This is a genomic window from Leifsonia sp. 22587 (genome assembly GCF_052044215.1).
Lineage (GTDB): Bacteria > Actinomycetota > Actinomycetes > Actinomycetales > Microbacteriaceae > Leifsonia > Leifsonia shinshuensis_C.
This window is the reverse complement of sequence record NZ_JBQENB010000004.1, coordinates 389,639-405,233: the sequence shown is the minus strand read 5'-3', so window position 1 is coordinate 405,233 and position 15,595 is coordinate 389,639. Positions and strand designations below refer to the sequence as shown.

Here is a 15,595-nt window from a genome sequence, read left to right as displayed (position 1 = left end):
CTAGCGTCCCGAGCGGCCCAGAGTCGCAGTACCCACGGCGCCGGGCTGCTGCGCGGATCCGGCGGAGCCCGATCCGACCGGGACCGGCGTCGAGGCGACGATCCGGCGCACGATGTCCGCGATCACGGGCGCGCTCTCGTGGTGATGGCCGAGCGCGCGGCTGGTGGGCAGCAGGCGGTGCCCCAGGACGGGGACCGCTAGGGCGTCCACGTCGTCGGGGAGCACGAAGTCCCGGCCGGCCAGGGCGGCCATGGCCTTCGCCGCGCGGATGAGCTGCAGCGTGGCGCGCGGGCTGGCGCCCAGCCGCAGGTCGCGGTCCTCGCGGGTGGCCCGCACGAGGTCGACCGCGTACTGCTTCACCGGCGTCGACGCGAACACGTTGCGCGCGGTGATCATCATCGCCCGCAGCTCGTCGGAGGTGACGACGGGCCGGATGCGCGAGAGCGGGCTCGACGTGTCGCGCGTCGTCAGCATTGCGAGTTCCGAGCCCTCGTCGGGGTACCCCATCGCGATGCGGGCCATGAAGCGGTCGCGCTGGGCCTCCGGGAGGGCGTAGGTGCCCTCCATCTCCACCGGGTTCTGCGTGGCCACCACGATGAACGGTGCGGCCAGCGGATAGGTCGAACCGTCGACGGTGACCTGCCGCTCCTCCATGCACTCCAGGAGCGCGGACTGCGTCTTCGGGCTGGCGCGGTTGATCTCGTCGCCGATGACGATGTTCGCGAAGATAGCGCCCGGCTTGAACTCGAAGCGCCGCTCCGCCTGGTTGTACACGGACACGCCGGTCACGTCGCTCGGCAGGAGGTCGGGGGTGAACTGGATGCGGCTCACCGTGCAGTCGACCGACTTCGCCAGCGACTTGGCCAGCATCGTCTTGCCGACGCCCGGGACGTCCTCGATCAGCAGGTGCCCCTCGGCGAGGAGGACGACGAGCGCCGTCTGAACGGCCTCGTGCTTGCCGTCGATGACGGATTCGACGTTCGCCGTGATCTGCTCGGCGGCGCGCTGCAGCTCGTCGAGGTCCATGAGCGCGGCCGCGCCGGTGTCCTCCTGCGGCGCCACGGAGGACTCGGTGGGCTGGCGCGTCGCGTAAGTGTTCATTGCCCTCGGCTCACGTCTCTGGATTCACGTCTGTGGGGTCACGTCTCTTGCAGGTACTCGTGCACGACCGGCGGCACGTACGGGCTGACGTCCCCGCCCAGGGCGGAGACCTGCCGGACCAGCGAGCTGGAGACGTGCGCGTTCGCGGGGTTCGGGAGCAGGAAGACCGTCTCGACGTCGGCGAGGTGACGGTTGACGATCGCCATCGGCGTCTCGTAGGCGACGTCCACCTGCGAGCGGATGCCCTTCACCAGCACGTGCGCTCCCACGTCGGTGCAGTAGTCCACCAGGAGCCCGACGGACCAGGAGGCGATGACGATGTTGCCGACGATCCCCGCATCCTCGATGGACCGCTCCAGCAGGGCGACCCGCTGCGCGATGGGCAGCAGTGCGGACTTGTCCGGGTTGTGGACCACGACGACGTGGACCTCGTCCCACATGCCCGCCGCACGCTCGATCACGTCGAGGTGCCCGAGCGTGACCGGGTCGAACGATCCAGGGACAACGGCGATCCTGTTCATAGACCTTCAGACTATCCCGCGGATCCCGGCATTTCGTTGTGAATCCGTTACCAAGCAGTTCGCGGCCCCCGCACGTCACGATCGGCGGCCGTTCCCGTCTTCAGAGGTGAGGGCAACGCATCCGCACCCGGGAGAGGACCACGACGTGACGACCACCGCGGCGGCCGCCGAGCGGCGCGCATCCATTGCCTCGCCGGGGCATCTGCGCGCGGCCGTGCGCGACTACGGCCTGCTCGGCGGACTGGCCCGCTCCGCTGCTGCCGCCGCTGCGTGCTGTCTCATCGTCGCCCTGGCCTCGCTGTCCCGGGCGACGATGCAGCCGGACGGGCGAACTCCGCTGGTCGTCGCCGCGGTGTTCGCCGCGTGCTTCGTGGCGAGCGCACTCATGGCGGTGGTCGGCGGCCGGGCGGTCCGGCGGCGGGCGGACCGCGATTTCACCGCGTTCCGCGAGGGCGGCTGGCTGGCGGCGCAGGTGCCGCTCGATCTCGGCGACGGCCGAGGGAGCGCGCTCGGAATCCTGACCCATCCCGGCTTCGACGAGATGGAGGCGGAGCAGAGCGCGACGCGGATCGAGCGCCGGCTCGCCTCGCTCAGCCCGACGGCACGGGTGGTGACCGTGCACCGATTGCGTGTGGCCGCGCGACGGACGCGCCCCGTCGGGGGCTTCGTGCCGGAGTTGCCGCCCGAGACCCTGCTTACGAACCCCCTCGGTGATCGCCGCCGCGTCGTGGTGCTGCCCGGCGATCCGCGTCACGGGATGCGCATCCTGCCCTGCGGGCCGTCGTCCCGCTGACTCGGCGACTGTGCTGACCCGGCGACCGCGCCGAGCGGTCAGGACTTGCCGAGGAAGGCCCGCTCGCTCTCGTCCAGCCGGCGGGCGAGCGCGGCGCGCAGCGCGGGATGCTCGGCGAGCCCCGGGTCGGACTCTAGCGTCTCCTCGGCCGCGACCCGCGCCTCCGCGATCAGTTCGCCGTCGGAGGCCACGCGCAGCAGGCGCAGCGACGACCGGCCGCCCGACTGGCGGCTGCCGAGCACATCCCCCTCGCGACGCAGTTCCAGGTCGACGTTCGCCAGCTCGAACCCGTCCAGGGTCGCGGCGACCGCCTCGACGCGCTCCCGGGCGAGGGAGCCCTGCTCGGCGGCGGTCACCAGCAGGCACAGTCCGGGGATGTCACCCCGGCCCACCCGGCCGCGCAGCTGGTGCAGCTGGGAGACGCCGAATCGGTCGGCGTCGAGCACCACCATGGCGGAGGCGTTCGGCACGTTCACGCCGACCTCGATGACCGTGGTCGCGATGAGCAGGTCGATGTCGCCGGCCGCGAAGGCGCGCATCACCTCGTCCTTGGTCTCGGAGGGCAGCCGGCCGTGCAGCACGCCGATGCGCGCGTCCCGGAACAGCGGATCGGCGCGCACCTGCGCGGCGACCGCCTCCACGTTCGCGATGGGCCGCGGCGGTGCGCCGTCGGGCTGCTCCTCGTCGGGCTCCGGCTCCTCCCCGTCGTCCTCCGCATCCTTGCCCGAGATGGCCGGGCAGACGACGAAGACCTGGCGGCCCTTCCCGATCTCCTCGGAGGCCCGCTCCCAGATCCGGCGCTCCCAGCCCGGGCGGTCGGCGAGCGGGACGACGAAGCTCTCGATCCCCTGCCGTCCGGCGGGGAGCTGTGCGATGGTCGAGACGTCCAGGTCGCCGAAGACGGTCATGGCGACCGTGCGCGGGATGGGCGTGGCGGTGAGCACGAGGACGTGCGGCGGAGTGCCGCCCTTCGCCCGCAGCGCCTCCCGCTGCTCCACGCCGAAGCGGTGCTGCTCGTCGACGACGACGAGACCGAGGTCGAAGAACGTGACCGCGTCCCCGAGCAGCGCGTGCGTGCCGACCACGATGCGCGCCTGGCCGGACACCGTGCGCAGCAGGGCGCGCTTGCGCTCGGCGGCGGACAGCTGACCCGTCAGCAGGGTCGGCATCAGCTGGGCGGAGAGATCGGGACCGAGCATGGCGGCGATGGAGCGCAGGTGCTGCGCGGCCAGCACCTCGGTCGGGGCGAGCAGGGCGGACTGACCGCCGGAGTCGGCGACCGCGAGCATGGCACGGAGCGCGACCAGCGTCTTGCCCGACCCGACCTCGCCCTGCACCAGCCGGTGCATCGCCGCCGTGCCGGCCAGGTCGCGCTCGATCTCGCCGCCCACGACGTCCTGGTCACCCGTGAGGGCGAAGGGCAGCGCGGCGTCGAACCGTTCGAGCAGGCCGCCGGGCACCGCCTTCCGCGGGGTGGCCGCCACCTCGCGCGTCGCCGCGCGCTGCTGCAGGAGCGCGGCCTGCAGCACGAACGCCTCCTGGAACCGCAGCGTGTCCCGGGCGCGCTGCCACTGTGCATCCTTCTGCGGCCGGTGGATGCCCTCCAACGCGTCGCGGAACGGCACGAGCCCCCGCTCCACCACCACGGAGTCCGGGACCGGGTCGGGCACGTCGCCCAGCGCGTCGAGCGCCAGCCCGACCGCCTTCTGCACCTGCCAGCTCGCGACGGTGCCGGTCGCGGGGTAGATCGGGATCGGGGTCATCGCCCAGTCCTTCGCCGCGGCGCTCCCCGGGACCACCGCGTTCTCCGCGTCCGCTTCGAAGAGCTCGTAGTCGGGATGCGCGAGCTGGAGCGCTCCGCGGTACGCCGACACCTTGCCGGCGAAGATGCCACGGACGCCCGGCGTCAGCTCGCGCGACCGCCACGCCTGGTTGAAGAAGGTGAGGGTCAGGATCCCCTCGCCGTCGGAGATCTTCACCTCGAGGATGCTCCCCCGCCGGGCGCGCATGGGCCGCTCCTGCACCCGCAGCACCTCGGCGATGATCGTGACGTTCTCGTCGAGCGGCAGGTTGGCGAGGGCCGTGAGCTCGCCGCGCTTGGCGTAGCGGCGCGGGTAGTGGCTGAGCAGGTCGGCGACCGTGCGCATCCCGAACGCCTTCTCGAACGCGGATGCGGTGCGGCCCCCGAGCACGCCGCTCAGCCGCGAGTCGAGGCCGACGGCGCCGGCGTCGACCCCGGAGCCGGCCGGGGCGGAGGCGGAGGTCATGACTCGATCGTATGCGTCTCCCCCGGCACTGCGCCGTCGGTCGGCGGTGCGGTGGGAAAGGGACGCCCGCCGGACCCTGTGGAGGGATCCGTGCCGGTGGGTCGCTGCTCGGTCGACCGCTCGAGTTCAGCCAGCTCGGCGGCGACGGCCCGCGCGTCCGGTCGCTCCTCCTGGAGCCGTCGCTGGACGGCCAGCGCTTCGGTCGTCCGTCCCAGCGCCCGCAGGGCTCTGCCCACCGCCCACTGCGCGGCGAAGCGCTGGTCGGGCGTGCCGTAGAGCTCGGCGGCGCGCACCGCATCCTCGAAGGACACCAGCGCGGCCGCCGCGTCGCCGTCGGCGAACCGCGCCCAGCCGCGCAGATCGAACAGCACGGCGCCGAAGCGCAGCAGCCGCGGATCGCCCGTCCCGGCGAGATCGGCGAGCCCCTCCTCGACCCACTGCTCGGACCGCGGGGCGTCCGCCTCGGCGAGGGTCAGCGCGGTCTCCAGCGCGAGGCCGGTGTCGCCGTCACGGCGGGCCGCGCGCAGGGCCGCCTCCAGCAGCGGTACCGCCTCCTCCAGCCGGTCGGCGGCGAGGCGCAGGCGGCCCCGCTCGAGGAGCACGCGCACCTCCAGGACTCCGGAGGCCGGCTCCAGCGAGTCGAGAAGCGCCTCGCCCTCCTCGATGCGCCCCTGCAGACCGAGGGCGCGCGCTCGCTGCGTCTCCAGCTCTGCGCGGACGACCTCCGACCGGTCCGAACGGGCGACGGCGTCGGCCAGGCGTTCTTCGGAGGCGATCGGGTCACCGGGGAGCCACAGGCGGTCGAGCTCTGCCTGCTCCAGGCGTTCCTCCATCCTCATATCTTGGCGGGTGCATCCTCCGCGACGCTAGGCTCGGGGGGCTATGACCCGAATCGTCTCCGGTTTCGCCGGATCGCTCACCCTGCAGGTGCCGAAGAGCGGGACGCGCCCGACCTCCGACCGCGTGCGGGAGGCGGTGTTCTCGGCCCTCGAGGCGCGGGATGCTCTCCGCGGGGCGCGGGTGCTCGACCTGTACGCGGGCTCGGGAGCCCTGGGCCTCGAGGCGGCGAGCCGGGGCGCGACCTCGGTCGTGCTCGTGGAGCGGAGCCCCGCGGCGGCGCAGGTCTGCCGGCGCAACGCGGCCGCGCTGACCGCTGCCGCCCGCTCGAGCCGGCACCACGGGCCCCCGCCGTCGATCGACGTGCGCGCCGCCTCCGTGCAGTCGTACCTCGGGCAGGCGAGCGGGCCGTTCGACGTCGTGTTCATCGACCCGCCGTACGAGGTCGGCGAGGAGGAGCTGGCGGCCGTATTGACCGCGCTGCAACCGCTGCTGTCGGAGGACGCCGTGGTGTGCGTCGAGCGCAGCGCCCGCGGGCCCGAGCCGTCACTCCCCGACGGCCTCGTGCTCGAACGCCGCAAGGACTACGGCGAGACCGCGATCTTCTGGGTGACGCCGGGTCAGCCCTGACCGCCGTCCCACTCCAGGTACGGGTCCCATCCCCCGCGTTCGCCGAAGGGGACACCGTCCACCAGCAGGCCCCGGCCCTCGCGAACGACGCCGACGCGGCGGAATCCGCCCGGGAGCTGGGTGCCGGCCGGGAAGGCAGCGAAGAGCCCGTGATCCTCGCCGCCGCGGAGTGCCGTGGCGGCATCCGGGCCGAGGGTCGACGTGTCGAGGTCGATCGCGACCCCGCTCGCCTCCGCGACGCGGCGCGCGTCGAGCGCGAGGCCGTCGCTCAGGTCGAGCATCGCCGTCGCGCCGGACGCGGCGGCGCGCGGCCCGTCCGCGATGGGCGGCCGCGGGCGGAGTTGCGCGCCGACGGTGTCCGGATGCGCGGCCGCGACGGAGGCGAAGCGGTCGGCGTCCGGCTCGCCCGACGCATCCACCGCCTCCGCGAAGAGGACGCGCAGACCGGCCGCCGCCTGCCCGAGAGCGCCCGACACCGCGACGATGTCGCCCGGCCGCGCACCGCTGCGCAGCACCGGCGTCCGGCCCTCCAGGTCGCCGAATGCGGTCACCGCGAAGGTCAGCGTGGCGGAGACGGACAGGTCCCCGCCGACGACTCCGCAGCCCGGGGCGAGCTCGGCGCAGGCCTCGCGGAAGCCGTCCGCCACGCCCTCCAGCCACGCCACCGGGGTCTCGGGAGGCGCGGCGATCGCGACGACGAGCGCCGTCGGCACGGCGCCCATGGCGGCCACATCCGACAGGTTGGTCGCGGCGGCCTTCCAGCCGAGGTCGACCGGTCCGGACCAGGCGAGACGGAAGTCCGGTCCGTGGACCATCATGTCGGTGGTCACGACGAAGCGGCCGTCCGGTGCGGCGAGCACGGCGGCGTCGTCACCGGGGCCCACCAGGGTCGCCGACGACTGCGGAAGCCGCGGGAAGATGCGCCGCAGCGCCTCCCGCTCGGACGCCTGACCGAGCGTGATCGCGGACGCGTCGCTCCCAGAGATTCCCATGATCTGAAACGGTAGCCTGAAACCGATGAACTCCCGTCGCCGCGCCCTCCCGGCCCTGCTGCTCGCCGGAGCGGCACTCCTCCTCGCCGGCTGCACGCCGACCGTCTCCCTCGACCCGGCCGCCGACAGCAATGCGCCCGGCTGCGCGGAGATCAGCGTCCGCCTCCCCGACACGGTCGCGGACGAGCCGGCGCGCGAGACGGACGCCCAGGCGACCGGTGCGTGGGGCGACCCGGCCGTCGTGATCCTGCGCTGCGGCGTCCCGCCGATCGGACCGACGACGAAGCCCTGCGTCAACGTCAACGGCGTCGACTGGGTGCTGATGACCGACCCCGCGGCCAAGACGATCGTCTACCAGACGTTCGGGCGCACCCCGGCGACCGAGGTCATCATCGACCACGTCTCCGGCGTTTCCGACTCGTCGGTGCTGCCCGAGTTCGCCAGCGCGATCTCCACGGTCAAGCAGACCCAGAAGTGCCTCTCCACGCTCGACACGGACCCGGGCTCGACACCGACGCCCGCTCCGACCGCGACGACAGCCCCCTGATCGCCGCACCGGCGCGCCGACAGCGCCCGGATTCTCCGAGAGGTGTCAGGCGGCGGCGCGGGCCAGTGCGACCTGGATGAGCTCGTCGATCAGCGCCGGGTAGCTGAGTCCCGACTCCTGCCAGCAGCGCGGGAACATCGAGATGGGCGTGAAGCCCGGCATCGTGTTGATCTCGTTGACGACGAACCCGTCCGCGGTGAGGAAGAAGTCGACCCGGGACAGCCCTTCGGCGCCGATCGCGTCGAACGCACGGATGCCGAGGTCCTGCATCTCCGCGAGCTGGTCGTCGGTGAGGTCCGCCGGGCAGACCAGGTCGATGCCCGGAGCGTCGAGGTACTTGGCTGCGAAGTCGTAGAAGTCGCGGCCGGTGAGCACGATCTCGCCGGCGACGGACGCTCGCGCGGGCTCCCCCGGACGACCGCCGAGGACGGCGATCTCGACCTCGCGACCCGCCACCATCGACTCGATCAGCACGCGGTCGTCCTCGGCGAGGGCGGTCGCCATCGCCGCATCCAGCTCGGACCAGTCGGAGACCTTCGTCACCCCGACGCTCGAACCGGCTCGGGCCGGCTTCACGAACGCCGGGAGCCCGAGCGGGCGGACGGCGTCGCGCACCTCGTCCGGACGGGTACCCCACTCGTAGGCGGTGACCGTGCGCCACGGTGCGACCGGGATGCCCGCCTGCTGGAGCACGGTCTTGGTGAAGTGCTTGTCCATCCCGAGCGCGCTGGCGAGCACGCCGCTGCCGACGTACGGCAGGCCGACGAGCTCGAGCATGCCCTGAAGGGTGCCGTCCTCACCGAAGGGTCCGTGGAGGATCGGGAAGACGATGTCCACGTCGCCGAGCGACGAGCGGGAGCCGTCGGGGTTCACCACCGACAGTGCCCGGCTGGATGCACTGTCCGGCCAGAGGATGCGCGTACCGTTGTCGTCGACCTCCGGCAGCTTCTCGGCGTTCAGCGCGAAGCGCGCCGCGTCGTCCGGCTGGAGGGTGAAGGCGCCGTCGTGCGTGATCCCGATCGGGATGACGTCGTAGCGGTCCCGGTCGATCGCCTCAAGGACGCCCGCCGCCGTCGCGCAGCTGATCGAATGCTCGCTTGAGCGACCCCCAAAGAGAAGCGCGACCGCGACCTTGTCCGTCATCCAATGTCCTTTCGCCTTGCGGCTCGTCCGAATCCGTCGTGAGATGCGGTGCGATGTCCTTCGGATCGAGCGTACCGGCGAGCACCTGGCTGACCTGACGGACGATCGGCATTTCGACCCCCCGCGCCTCGGCGAGGGTGAGGATGGGCGCCACCGAGGCGAGCCCCTCCGCCGTCTGGTTCATCTGCTTCACGACATCGTGGAAGCCGTAGCCCTGCCCGAGGAGCCGCCCGGCGGTGTTGTTGCGGCTGAGGGAGGACTCGCACGTCGCGATGAGGTCGCCGAGGCCGGCGAGGCCCGACAGCGTCTCCGCCTTCGCGCCGTACGCGACGGCGAAGTCCGTCATCTCGACCAGTCCGCGCGTGATGATCGAGGCCTTCGTGTTCTCGCCGTAGCCGACGCCGTCGACGATGCCGATCGCGACCGCGATCAGGTTCTTGAGGACGCCGCCGAACTCCGTGCCGATGACGTCGGTGTTCACGAAACTGCGGAAGTACCGGTTGGTCGCGGAGATCGCGACCGCTTGGGCCGTCTCGAGGCTGGACGAGGACACGACGGCGGCCGTCGGCTGCTCGCGCGCGATCTCGAGCGCCAGGTTGGGACCCGAGGCGACCGCGATCCGGTCCTGCTCGATCGGGAGCCCTTGAGCGATGACCTCGCTCATGCGCAGGCCGGTGCCCTTCTCGACGCCCTTCATCAGGCTGACGACGACGGTCTCGGGCCCGAGGAACGGAATCATCGCCTCGAGATTCGACCGGAGGGTCTGGCTCGGGATGGAGACGAAGACCTGCTCGGCGTCGCGCATCGCCTCCCCCAGCCGGGACGTGGCCCGCAGGTTGCGCGGCAGGTTGATGCCCTCGAGGTAGTCGCTGTTGCGCTTGACCTCGTTGATCTCGCGCGCGAGTTCCGGCCGGCGCGCCCAGAGCACGACGTCGGAGCCGCCGTCGGCGAGGATCTTCGCGAATGTGGTCCCCCAGCTGCCGGCGCCGAGCACGGCGATCCGGCGGGGACGGGCGACGGGAGCCTTCACTGCCTTAGCCATCGAAGCGGCCGGTCTCCTTCTGGTTGTGCTGGGACGGGTCCCACCGCTCCGCGGGAGCCTTCTCGCCGCGCAGATCCTCGAGGAGTGCGGTGATCGCATCCATGATGACGGCGGTCGCCTCGGTGAGCGTCGCATTGTCGAGCGGACGTCCGCGGAAGGCCGACAGGTCGACCGGGTCACCCACCTTGACGTCGATGGTCTTACGCGGGAACCAGCTGATCTTCTTGGCGTAGCGCGCCATCACCTGCTGGGTGCCCCAGTGCGCGATCGGGATCACCGGGATGTCGTGCTCGAGCGCCATCCGCGCCGCGCCGGTCTTGCCGCGCATCGGCCACATGTCCGGGTCGCGGGTCAGGGAGCCCTCGGGGTAGATGACGACGATCCGGCCCTCGTCCGCGACCTTCTGGGCGGCCTCGAGCGGGGCAGACCCCCGCGCGCTTCCGCCGCGGGCGACCGGGACCTGACCGGACCTGCGCAGGAACCAGCCGACGACCGGAACCCGGAACAGGCTCTCCTTCGCCAGGAAGCGCGGGAGTCTGCCCAGCTTCCAGGCGACGATGCCCATCATCACCGGGTCGATCTCGCTGTAGTGGTTGGGCGTCAGGATGAACGCTCCGGTGCGCGGCAGCTTCTCGCCGTCCACGATCTTGAACCGGGCCAGCAGGTAGCCGATGGGGAGCAGGATGCCCGCCAGCACCCAGAAGATCGAGGGACGGCTCTTCTCGGATCGCTGCTTCTTCACGGGCGGATCGGTTGCTGGCACCATCCCATTATCCGTGACGGGCATGGCGCTCGGCGCATGCGGGTGTGTGCGGCGCTCTCATGGCGCGACCGTGACGGGCCGCAGATCGAGCTCCGGGATGCCCGCGAAGTCGTCCGGATTGCAGGTGTGCAGCGGCAGATCGCGGGAGATGGCCGTCGCGGCGATGAGGGCGTCGAACGCCCGCGCGGTCGGCTTGCGGCCGGCCTCCCGCAGGGACTGGGCGACCCGCGCGAACGCTCGGGCCGCCGAGGTGTCGAACGGGATCGGGTCGAAGTCCGCCTCGGCGAGCTGCAGGTGCGCCTGGCGGGCCGCCCGCTCGCTCTCCGTGGCGGCCACGAGCGGCCCCACGGAGAGCTCGGCGAGGGTGATCGCGCTGATCGACGGGATGTCGGGCAGCTCGGACGGATCCGCCACCCGCGCCAGCAGGATGAGCGTCGACGTGTCGAGGAGCCCCGGTTGCATCACCACTGCTGCTCCACGACCGCGTCGACGTCCGCCCGCAGCGCGCGGGGGTCGACCGCGGGCAGCGTGCGGCGCGCGTCGATCAGCGCGGACAGGGCGCGCCCCGGCGCCGCCAGCGGAGAAAGCTCCGCCACGGCGGCGCCGTCGCGCGTGATGGTCAGGTGTTCGCCGCGAGCCACCCTGTCGAGGATGTCGCCGCCATGGTTGCGTAGATCTCTCACGCTGACAGTCTCCATGGTGGGAGTGTATCACCGGTGAGACAGGGTGGGATCTGTGGAAAAGTACCGGGCCGTGGCCGGCTGTGAGCGGATTCAGCCTTCCATCGTGAAGTCGGCTCCCAGCAGCTGGAGCTTCGTGATGAAGTTCTCGTAGCCGCGGCTGATGATGCCCACGTTGCTCACGGTCGAACGCCCCTCGGCGGTCAGCGCCGCGATGAGGTGGCTGAAGCCGCCGCGGAGGTCGGGGACCTCGATGTCGGCGCCCTTCAGGTCGACCGGACCCATGATGACCGCGGAGTGGTTGAAGTTCCGCTGGCCGAAACGGCACGGGTGGCCGCCGAGGCACTCCTTGTGCACCTGGATCTTCGCGCCCATGTCGATCAGCGCATCCACGAAGCCGAAGCGCTGCTCGTACACGGTCTCGTGGACGATGGAGACGCCCTCGGCCTTCGTCAGCGCGACCACCAGCGGCTGCTGCCAGTCGGTCATGAAGCCCGGGTGGACATCGGTCTCGATGACGACCGGCTTGAGCGGCCCGCCCGGGTGGAAGAACCGGATGCCGTCGTCCTCGATCTCGAAGGCGCCGCCGACCTTGCGGAAGACGTTGAGGAAGGTCAGCATCTCGGGCTGGCGGGCGCCGCCGACGAAGATGTCCCCGCCGGTCGCGAGCGCCGCGGCCGCCCAGCTGGCGGCCTCGTTGCGGTCGAACAGCGCGGTGTGGCTGTAGCCGACGAGCTTGTCGACGCCCTCGATGCGGATCACGCGGTCGGTGTCGACCGAGATGCTCGCGCCCATCTTCTGCAGGACGTTGATGAGATCCATGATCTCGGGCTCGATCGCCGCGCCCTTGAGCTCGGTGATGCCGTCGGCACGCACCGCGGTCAGCAGCACCTGCTCGGTCGCGCCGACGCTCGGGTACGGGAGCTCGAGCTTCGCGCCGTGCAGGCCGTTCGGGGCGGTCATGCGGATGCCGCTGGGCAGCTTGTCGACGACCGCGCCGAACTTGCGCAGCACCTCGAGGTGGTAGTCGATCGGGCGGTCGCCGATGCGGCAGCCGCCGAGGTCGGGGATGAACGCCTCACCCAGGCGGTGCAGGAGCGGGCCGCAGAACAGGATCGGGATGCGGCTGGAACCCGCGTGCGCGTCGATGTCGGCCATGTGCGCCGACTCGACCGCGCTCGGGTCGAGCAGGAGCTCGCCCTCCTCCGCGCCGTCCGTCACCTTGACGCCGTGCACCTCGAGCAGCCCGCGGACGACGCGGACGTCGGAGATGTCCGGGACGTTCCGCAGCACGCTGGGGCCTTCGCCGAGGATGGCCGCGACCATCGCCTTGGTGACGAAGTTCTTGGCGCCGCGGACCTCGATGCGGCCCCGCAGGGGGATGCCGCCGTTGATCGTGATGCGGTCGCCCTTGAGGCCGACGCGTGCTCCAGCTGCCTGGGCGTCCTGAAGGAGTGAGTTCAAAGTTTCACCGGGAGGGTCGTGGGCCGCCAGCTCGCGCGGCCCGATTCGTATTCGGAGATGAGCGCCTCGTCGCGCAGGGTCAGGGCGATGTCGTCCAACCCTTCGAGCAAACGCCAGCGAGTGTAGTCGTCGATGTCGAAAGACACCTGGACCTCACCGACGGTCGCAGTCTTGGCAACCAGATCCACCGTCGCGGCTATTCCCGGCCGGGCCTCGATCGCCTCCCAGAGGCGCTCGGCGTCCTCCTCGGTCACGATGCCCGTCAGAAGGCCCTGTTTGCCCGCGTTGCCGCGGAAGATGTCGGCGAAGCGGGGGCTCAGCACGACCCGGAATCCGAAGTCGCGGAGCGCCCACACGGCATGTTCGCGTGACGAACCCGTGCCGAAATCGGCGCCGGCGACGAGCACCGTCGCACCCTGGTACTCGGGCCGGTTGAGGATGAAGTCGGGGTCCTGCCGCCAGGCGTGGAAGAGGGCGTCCTCGAACCCGGTCTTGGTGACGCGCTTCAGGAACACCGCCGGGATGATCTGGTCGGTGTCGACGTTGGAGCGCCGGAACGGGACGGCGGTTCCGGTGACGGTCTCGAACTTCTCCATCAGGCGCCCACCTTCTCTCCGATGCGCGCATCCGTGCCGCCATCGCGCGGCGTGTCGTCGCCTTCGCGCTCCAGGTCCCAGGGGCTCGAGAGGGTTCCGCGGATGGCGGTGGCCGCCGCGACCAACGGCGAGACGAGGTGGGTGCGGCCGCCCTTGCCCTGGCGGCCCTCGAAGTTGCGGTTCGAGGTGGATGCGCAGCGCTCCCCCGGCGCCAGCTGGTCGGGGTTCATGCCCAGGCACATCGAGCATCCCGCGAACCGCCATTCGGCGCCGAACTCCTCGACGATCTTGTCGATGCCCTCGGCCTCGGCCTCGATGCGCACGCGGGCGCTGCCGGGGACGACCATGACGCGCACGCCGTCGGCCTTCTTGCGGCCCTTGATGATCGACGCGAAGGCCCGGAGGTCTTCGATGCGGCTGTTCGTGCACGAGCCCATGAAGACGGCGTCGACGGGGATGCTCTTCATCGGGGTGCCGGGCTGCAGGTCCATGTACTCCAGCGCGCGCTCGGCGGCGGCGCGGGCGTTCGGGTCCGCGATCGCGGCCGGGTCCGGGACCGCCTGGCTGAGCGAGACGCCCTGGCCGGGGTTGGTGCCCCAGGTGACGAACGGCTCGATGTCGGCGGCGTCGAGGTACACCTCGGCGTCGAAGACGGCATCCTCATCGGTCTGCAGGGTCTTCCAGTAGGCGACCGCTTCGTCCCAGTCGGCGCCCTCGGGGGCGTGCGGACGGCCCTTCAGGTAGGCGAAGGTCGTCTCGTCGGGGGCGACCATGCCCGCGCGGGCTCCGGCTTCGATGGACATGTTGCAGATCGTCATCCGGCCCTCCATGGAGAGCGAGCGGATGGCGCTGCCGCGGTATTCGAGCACGTAGCCCTGACCGCCGCCGGTCCCGATCTTCGCGATGACGGCGAGGATGATGTCCTTCGCGGTCACGCCGGGCCGCAGCTCGCCCTCGACGGTGATCGCCATGGTCTTGAACTGCTTGAGCGGCAGCGTCTGCGTGGCGAGCACGTGCTCCACCTCGCTGGTGCCGATGCCGAACGCCATCGCACCGAAGGCGCCGTGCGTGGAGGTGTGCGAGTCGCCGCAGACGACGGTGATGCCGGGCATGGTCAGCCCGAGCTGGGGGCCCACGACGTGGACGATGCCCTGCTCGACGTCGCCCAGCGAGTGCAGGCGGATGCCGAACTCCTCGGCGTTCCGGCGGAGCGTCTCGATCTGCGTGCGGCTGGTGAGGTCGGCGATCGGCTTGTCGATGCCGATGGTCGGGGTGTTGTGGTCCTCGGTCGCGATGGTGAGGTCCGGCCGGCGGACGGGACGGCCGGCCATGCGGAGGCCGTCGAAGGCCTGCGGACTGGTGACTTCGTGCACCAGGTGCAGGTCGATGTAGATGAGGTCGGGCGAGCCGTCCTCGCCCTTCGCGACCAGGTGGTCGTTCCAGACCTTCTCGGCCAGCGTCAGCGGCCCCGAGGATGTGGGTCCCGAGTGTGTGGGGACTGTGGGGGTGCTCATGTCGTGCGAACTCCTTAGCGTGTGAACGGATCAGCCGTCGACGGACTCCGCGGCGAGGGTGGCCTGATGTCTAGGACTCGCCGCGGCGGCTAAGGAGGAGAAGACCCGCGTACACGAGAGACAGGTTATCACCGGCAGCGCCGGGCCTCCGGTCAGGACAGCTCCACGCGGACCCGCAGGTCGCCGAGCAGCAGGTCGGCGCTCCCCCGGAGCCGGACCGGCTCACCGGGCTCGGCCCGGGCGCCGTCGACGACCACGCCGTTGGTCGAGTGGAGGTCGGTGACCGTGAGATCGTCGCCGTCCGGGGCGAGCGCGGCGTGGGTCTTCGACACCGTCGACGTCGGGTCGTCGATCGCGACGAGTTCGGCGTCGGGGGCGCCGGGAAGGGCGGCGTGCGACGGGTTGCGGCCGAGCAGCAGGGTGCGGCCCACCGGGACGGCGTGGCCGCCCGCGAGCACGAGGCGCCAGACCGGCCGCGGCTGCTGCGCCGGGGCCGCGGGGCCGGCGCCGGGTGCGGCCGGGAGGCCGGGAGGCGGTGTGAACGCGGGAAGCGGGCGGCCGGGCGACGCGGAGCGCCCGGTTCCGGGGGCGTCCGACGGGCGCGGCGGGATGAGTCCGGGCGGAGGCACGATGAACCCGCTGTCGTCCATACGGCCACTATACGGAGCGGCCCGCGACGGGGCCCGGCGGCTCAGCGGCCCGGCG

At 71.7% G+C, this 15,595-nt stretch carries 17 protein-coding genes; 3 read left to right on the top strand and 14 right to left on the bottom strand.

Annotation, left to right across the window (positions count from 1 at the left end):
• On the bottom strand, positions 1-1,101 hold the full coding sequence (locus tag ACTJI1_RS17725) for an AAA family ATPase (protein WP_440743655.1): 1,101 nt from the start codon (positions 1,099-1,101) through the stop codon (positions 1-3).
• 38 nt (positions 1,102-1,139) lie between these two features.
• Positions 1,140-1,622 (bottom strand): pantetheine-phosphate adenylyltransferase, encoded by a 483-nt coding sequence (coaD, locus tag ACTJI1_RS17720; RefSeq protein WP_310128790.1) that lies wholly within the window; start codon positions 1,620-1,622, stop codon positions 1,140-1,142.
• Positions 1,623-1,767: 145 nt separating this feature from the next.
• Here coaD and ACTJI1_RS17715 point away from each other — a divergent pair, with 145 nt between their 5' ends.
• A complete protein-coding gene (locus tag ACTJI1_RS17715) occupies positions 1,768-2,415 on the top strand; it encodes a hypothetical protein (RefSeq protein WP_440743654.1) in 648 nt (215 codons plus the stop codon).
• Positions 2,416-2,453: 38 nt separating this feature from the next.
• On the opposite strand, the gene ACTJI1_RS17710 is transcribed toward ACTJI1_RS17715, so the two are convergent.
• Both ACTJI1_RS17710 and ACTJI1_RS17705 read right to left on the bottom strand, forming a co-directional pair.
• A complete protein-coding gene (locus tag ACTJI1_RS17710) occupies positions 2,454-4,682 on the bottom strand; it encodes an ATP-dependent DNA helicase RecG (protein WP_440743653.1) in 2,229 nt (742 codons plus the stop codon).
• Entirely contained in the window at positions 4,679-5,515 is an 837-nt protein-coding gene (locus ACTJI1_RS17705; RefSeq protein WP_440743652.1) for a tetratricopeptide repeat protein, read from the bottom strand. Before ACTJI1_RS17705 ends, ACTJI1_RS17710 begins: the two co-directional genes overlap by 4 nt.
• Before the next feature lie 49 nt (positions 5,516-5,564).
• Between ACTJI1_RS17705 and rsmD the strand changes: the two genes are divergently transcribed.
• Positions 5,565-6,149: a 16S rRNA (guanine(966)-N(2))-methyltransferase RsmD gene (rsmD, locus tag ACTJI1_RS17700; protein WP_440743651.1), complete on the top strand. Its 585-nt coding sequence runs from the start codon at positions 5,565-5,567 to the stop codon at positions 6,147-6,149.
• Here the strand turns inward: rsmD and thiL are convergent.
• Positions 6,140-7,141: a thiamine-phosphate kinase gene (gene thiL, locus ACTJI1_RS17695; RefSeq protein WP_440743650.1), complete on the bottom strand. Its 1,002-nt coding sequence runs from the start codon at positions 7,139-7,141 to the stop codon at positions 6,140-6,142. The two genes, rsmD and thiL, sit on opposite strands and share 10 nt — an antisense overlap.
• A gap of 25 nt (positions 7,142-7,166) precedes the next feature.
• On the opposite strand from thiL, the gene ACTJI1_RS17690 reads away from it, so the two are divergent.
• Complete coding sequence (locus ACTJI1_RS17690; RefSeq protein ID WP_310128781.1) at positions 7,167-7,688, top strand: DUF3515 family protein; 522 nt, start codon at positions 7,167-7,169, stop codon at positions 7,686-7,688.
• Positions 7,689-7,733: 45 nt separating this feature from the next.
• Here ACTJI1_RS17690 and ACTJI1_RS17685 read toward each other — a convergent pair whose 3' ends face one another.
• The 9 genes from ACTJI1_RS17685 to ACTJI1_RS17645 all read right to left on the bottom strand — a co-directional run bounded on the left by ACTJI1_RS17685 (position 7,734) and on the right by ACTJI1_RS17645 (position 15,540).
• Positions 7,734-8,831 carry a D-alanine--D-alanine ligase family protein gene (locus ACTJI1_RS17685; RefSeq protein ID WP_310128780.1) on the bottom strand — a complete coding sequence of 366 codons (1,098 nt, stop codon included), beginning with the start codon at positions 8,829-8,831 and terminating at the stop codon, positions 7,734-7,736.
• Positions 8,743-9,873: an NAD(P)H-dependent glycerol-3-phosphate dehydrogenase gene (locus ACTJI1_RS17680; protein WP_310128779.1), complete on the bottom strand. Its 1,131-nt coding sequence runs from the start codon at positions 9,871-9,873 to the stop codon at positions 8,743-8,745. Before ACTJI1_RS17680 ends, ACTJI1_RS17685 begins: the two co-directional genes overlap by 89 nt.
• On the bottom strand, positions 9,866-10,639 hold the full coding sequence (locus ACTJI1_RS17675; RefSeq protein ID WP_440743649.1) for a lysophospholipid acyltransferase family protein: 774 nt from the start codon (positions 10,637-10,639) through the stop codon (positions 9,866-9,868). The genes ACTJI1_RS17680 and ACTJI1_RS17675 overlap by 8 nt, the downstream gene beginning before the upstream one ends.
• A gap of 54 nt (positions 10,640-10,693) precedes the next feature.
• Complete coding sequence (locus tag ACTJI1_RS17670; RefSeq protein WP_310134881.1) at positions 10,694-11,098, bottom strand: type II toxin-antitoxin system VapC family toxin; 405 nt, start codon at positions 11,096-11,098, stop codon at positions 10,694-10,696.
• The gene (locus ACTJI1_RS17665) at positions 11,098-11,334 is read right to left on the bottom strand and encodes a type II toxin-antitoxin system Phd/YefM family antitoxin (protein ID WP_310128776.1); all 237 of its coding nucleotides are present in this window, start codon (positions 11,332-11,334) and stop codon (positions 11,098-11,100) included. The genes ACTJI1_RS17670 and ACTJI1_RS17665 overlap by 1 nt, the downstream gene beginning before the upstream one ends.
• 75 nt (positions 11,335-11,409) lie before the next feature.
• On the bottom strand, positions 11,410-12,780 hold the full coding sequence (gene murA / locus ACTJI1_RS17660; RefSeq protein WP_310128774.1) for a UDP-N-acetylglucosamine 1-carboxyvinyltransferase: 1,371 nt from the start codon (positions 12,778-12,780) through the stop codon (positions 11,410-11,412).
• Positions 12,777-13,376, bottom strand: a complete 600-nt coding sequence (gene leuD / locus ACTJI1_RS17655) for a 3-isopropylmalate dehydratase small subunit (protein ID WP_310128773.1) — start codon at positions 13,374-13,376, stop codon at positions 12,777-12,779. Before leuD ends, murA begins: the two co-directional genes overlap by 4 nt.
• A complete protein-coding gene (leuC, locus tag ACTJI1_RS17650; protein WP_440743648.1) occupies positions 13,376-14,890 on the bottom strand; it encodes a 3-isopropylmalate dehydratase large subunit in 1,515 nt (504 codons plus the stop codon). Before leuC ends, leuD begins: the two co-directional genes overlap by 1 nt.
• A 152-nt stretch (positions 14,891-15,042) precedes the next feature.
• Positions 15,043-15,540, bottom strand: coding sequence for an FHA domain-containing protein (locus ACTJI1_RS17645; RefSeq protein WP_440743647.1), 498 nt, complete (start codon positions 15,538-15,540; stop codon positions 15,043-15,045).
• Between the last annotated feature and the right edge of the window lie 55 nt (positions 15,541-15,595).

Bases quoted from the DNA above. Each gene is read 5' to 3' on its own strand.
- ACTJI1_RS17665 (WP_310128776.1), bottom strand. From the start codon at position 11,334: ATGGAGACTGTCAGCGTGAGAGATCTACGCAACCATGGCGGCGACATC.
- ACTJI1_RS17705 (WP_440743652.1), bottom strand. From the start codon at position 5,515: ATGGAGGAACGCCTGGAGCAGGCAGAGCTCGACCGCCTGTGGCTCCCC.
- ACTJI1_RS17645 (WP_440743647.1), bottom strand. From the start codon at position 15,540: ATGGACGACAGCGGGTTCATCGTGCCTCCGCCCGGACTCATCCCGCCG.
- ACTJI1_RS17680 (WP_310128779.1), bottom strand. From the start codon at position 9,873: ATGGCTAAGGCAGTGAAGGCTCCCGTCGCCCGTCCCCGCCGGATCGCC.
- leuC (WP_440743648.1), bottom strand. From the start codon at position 14,890: ATGAGCACCCCCACAGTCCCCACACACTCGGGACCCACATCCTCGGGG.
- ACTJI1_RS17675 (WP_440743649.1), bottom strand. From the start codon at position 10,639: ATGGTGCCAGCAACCGATCCGCCCGTGAAGAAGCAGCGATCCGAGAAG.
- ACTJI1_RS17685 (WP_310128780.1), bottom strand. From the start codon at position 8,831: ATGACGGACAAGGTCGCGGTCGCGCTTCTCTTTGGGGGTCGCTCAAGC.
- rsmD (WP_440743651.1), top strand. From the start codon at position 5,565: ATGACCCGAATCGTCTCCGGTTTCGCCGGATCGCTCACCCTGCAGGTG.
- thiL (WP_440743650.1), bottom strand. From the start codon at position 7,141: ATGGGAATCTCTGGGAGCGACGCGTCCGCGATCACGCTCGGTCAGGCG.
- coaD (WP_310128790.1), bottom strand. From the start codon at position 1,622: ATGAACAGGATCGCCGTTGTCCCTGGATCGTTCGACCCGGTCACGCTC.
- ACTJI1_RS17710 (WP_440743653.1), bottom strand. From the start codon at position 4,682: ATGACCTCCGCCTCCGCCCCGGCCGGCTCCGGGGTCGACGCCGGCGCC.
- ACTJI1_RS17670 (WP_310134881.1), bottom strand. From the start codon at position 11,098: ATGCAACCGGGGCTCCTCGACACGTCGACGCTCATCCTGCTGGCGCGG.
- ACTJI1_RS17690 (WP_310128781.1), top strand. From the start codon at position 7,167: ATGAACTCCCGTCGCCGCGCCCTCCCGGCCCTGCTGCTCGCCGGAGCG.
- ACTJI1_RS17725 (WP_440743655.1), bottom strand. From the start codon at position 1,101: ATGAACACTTACGCGACGCGCCAGCCCACCGAGTCCTCCGTGGCGCCG.
- leuD (WP_310128773.1), bottom strand. From the start codon at position 13,376: ATGGAGAAGTTCGAGACCGTCACCGGAACCGCCGTCCCGTTCCGGCGC.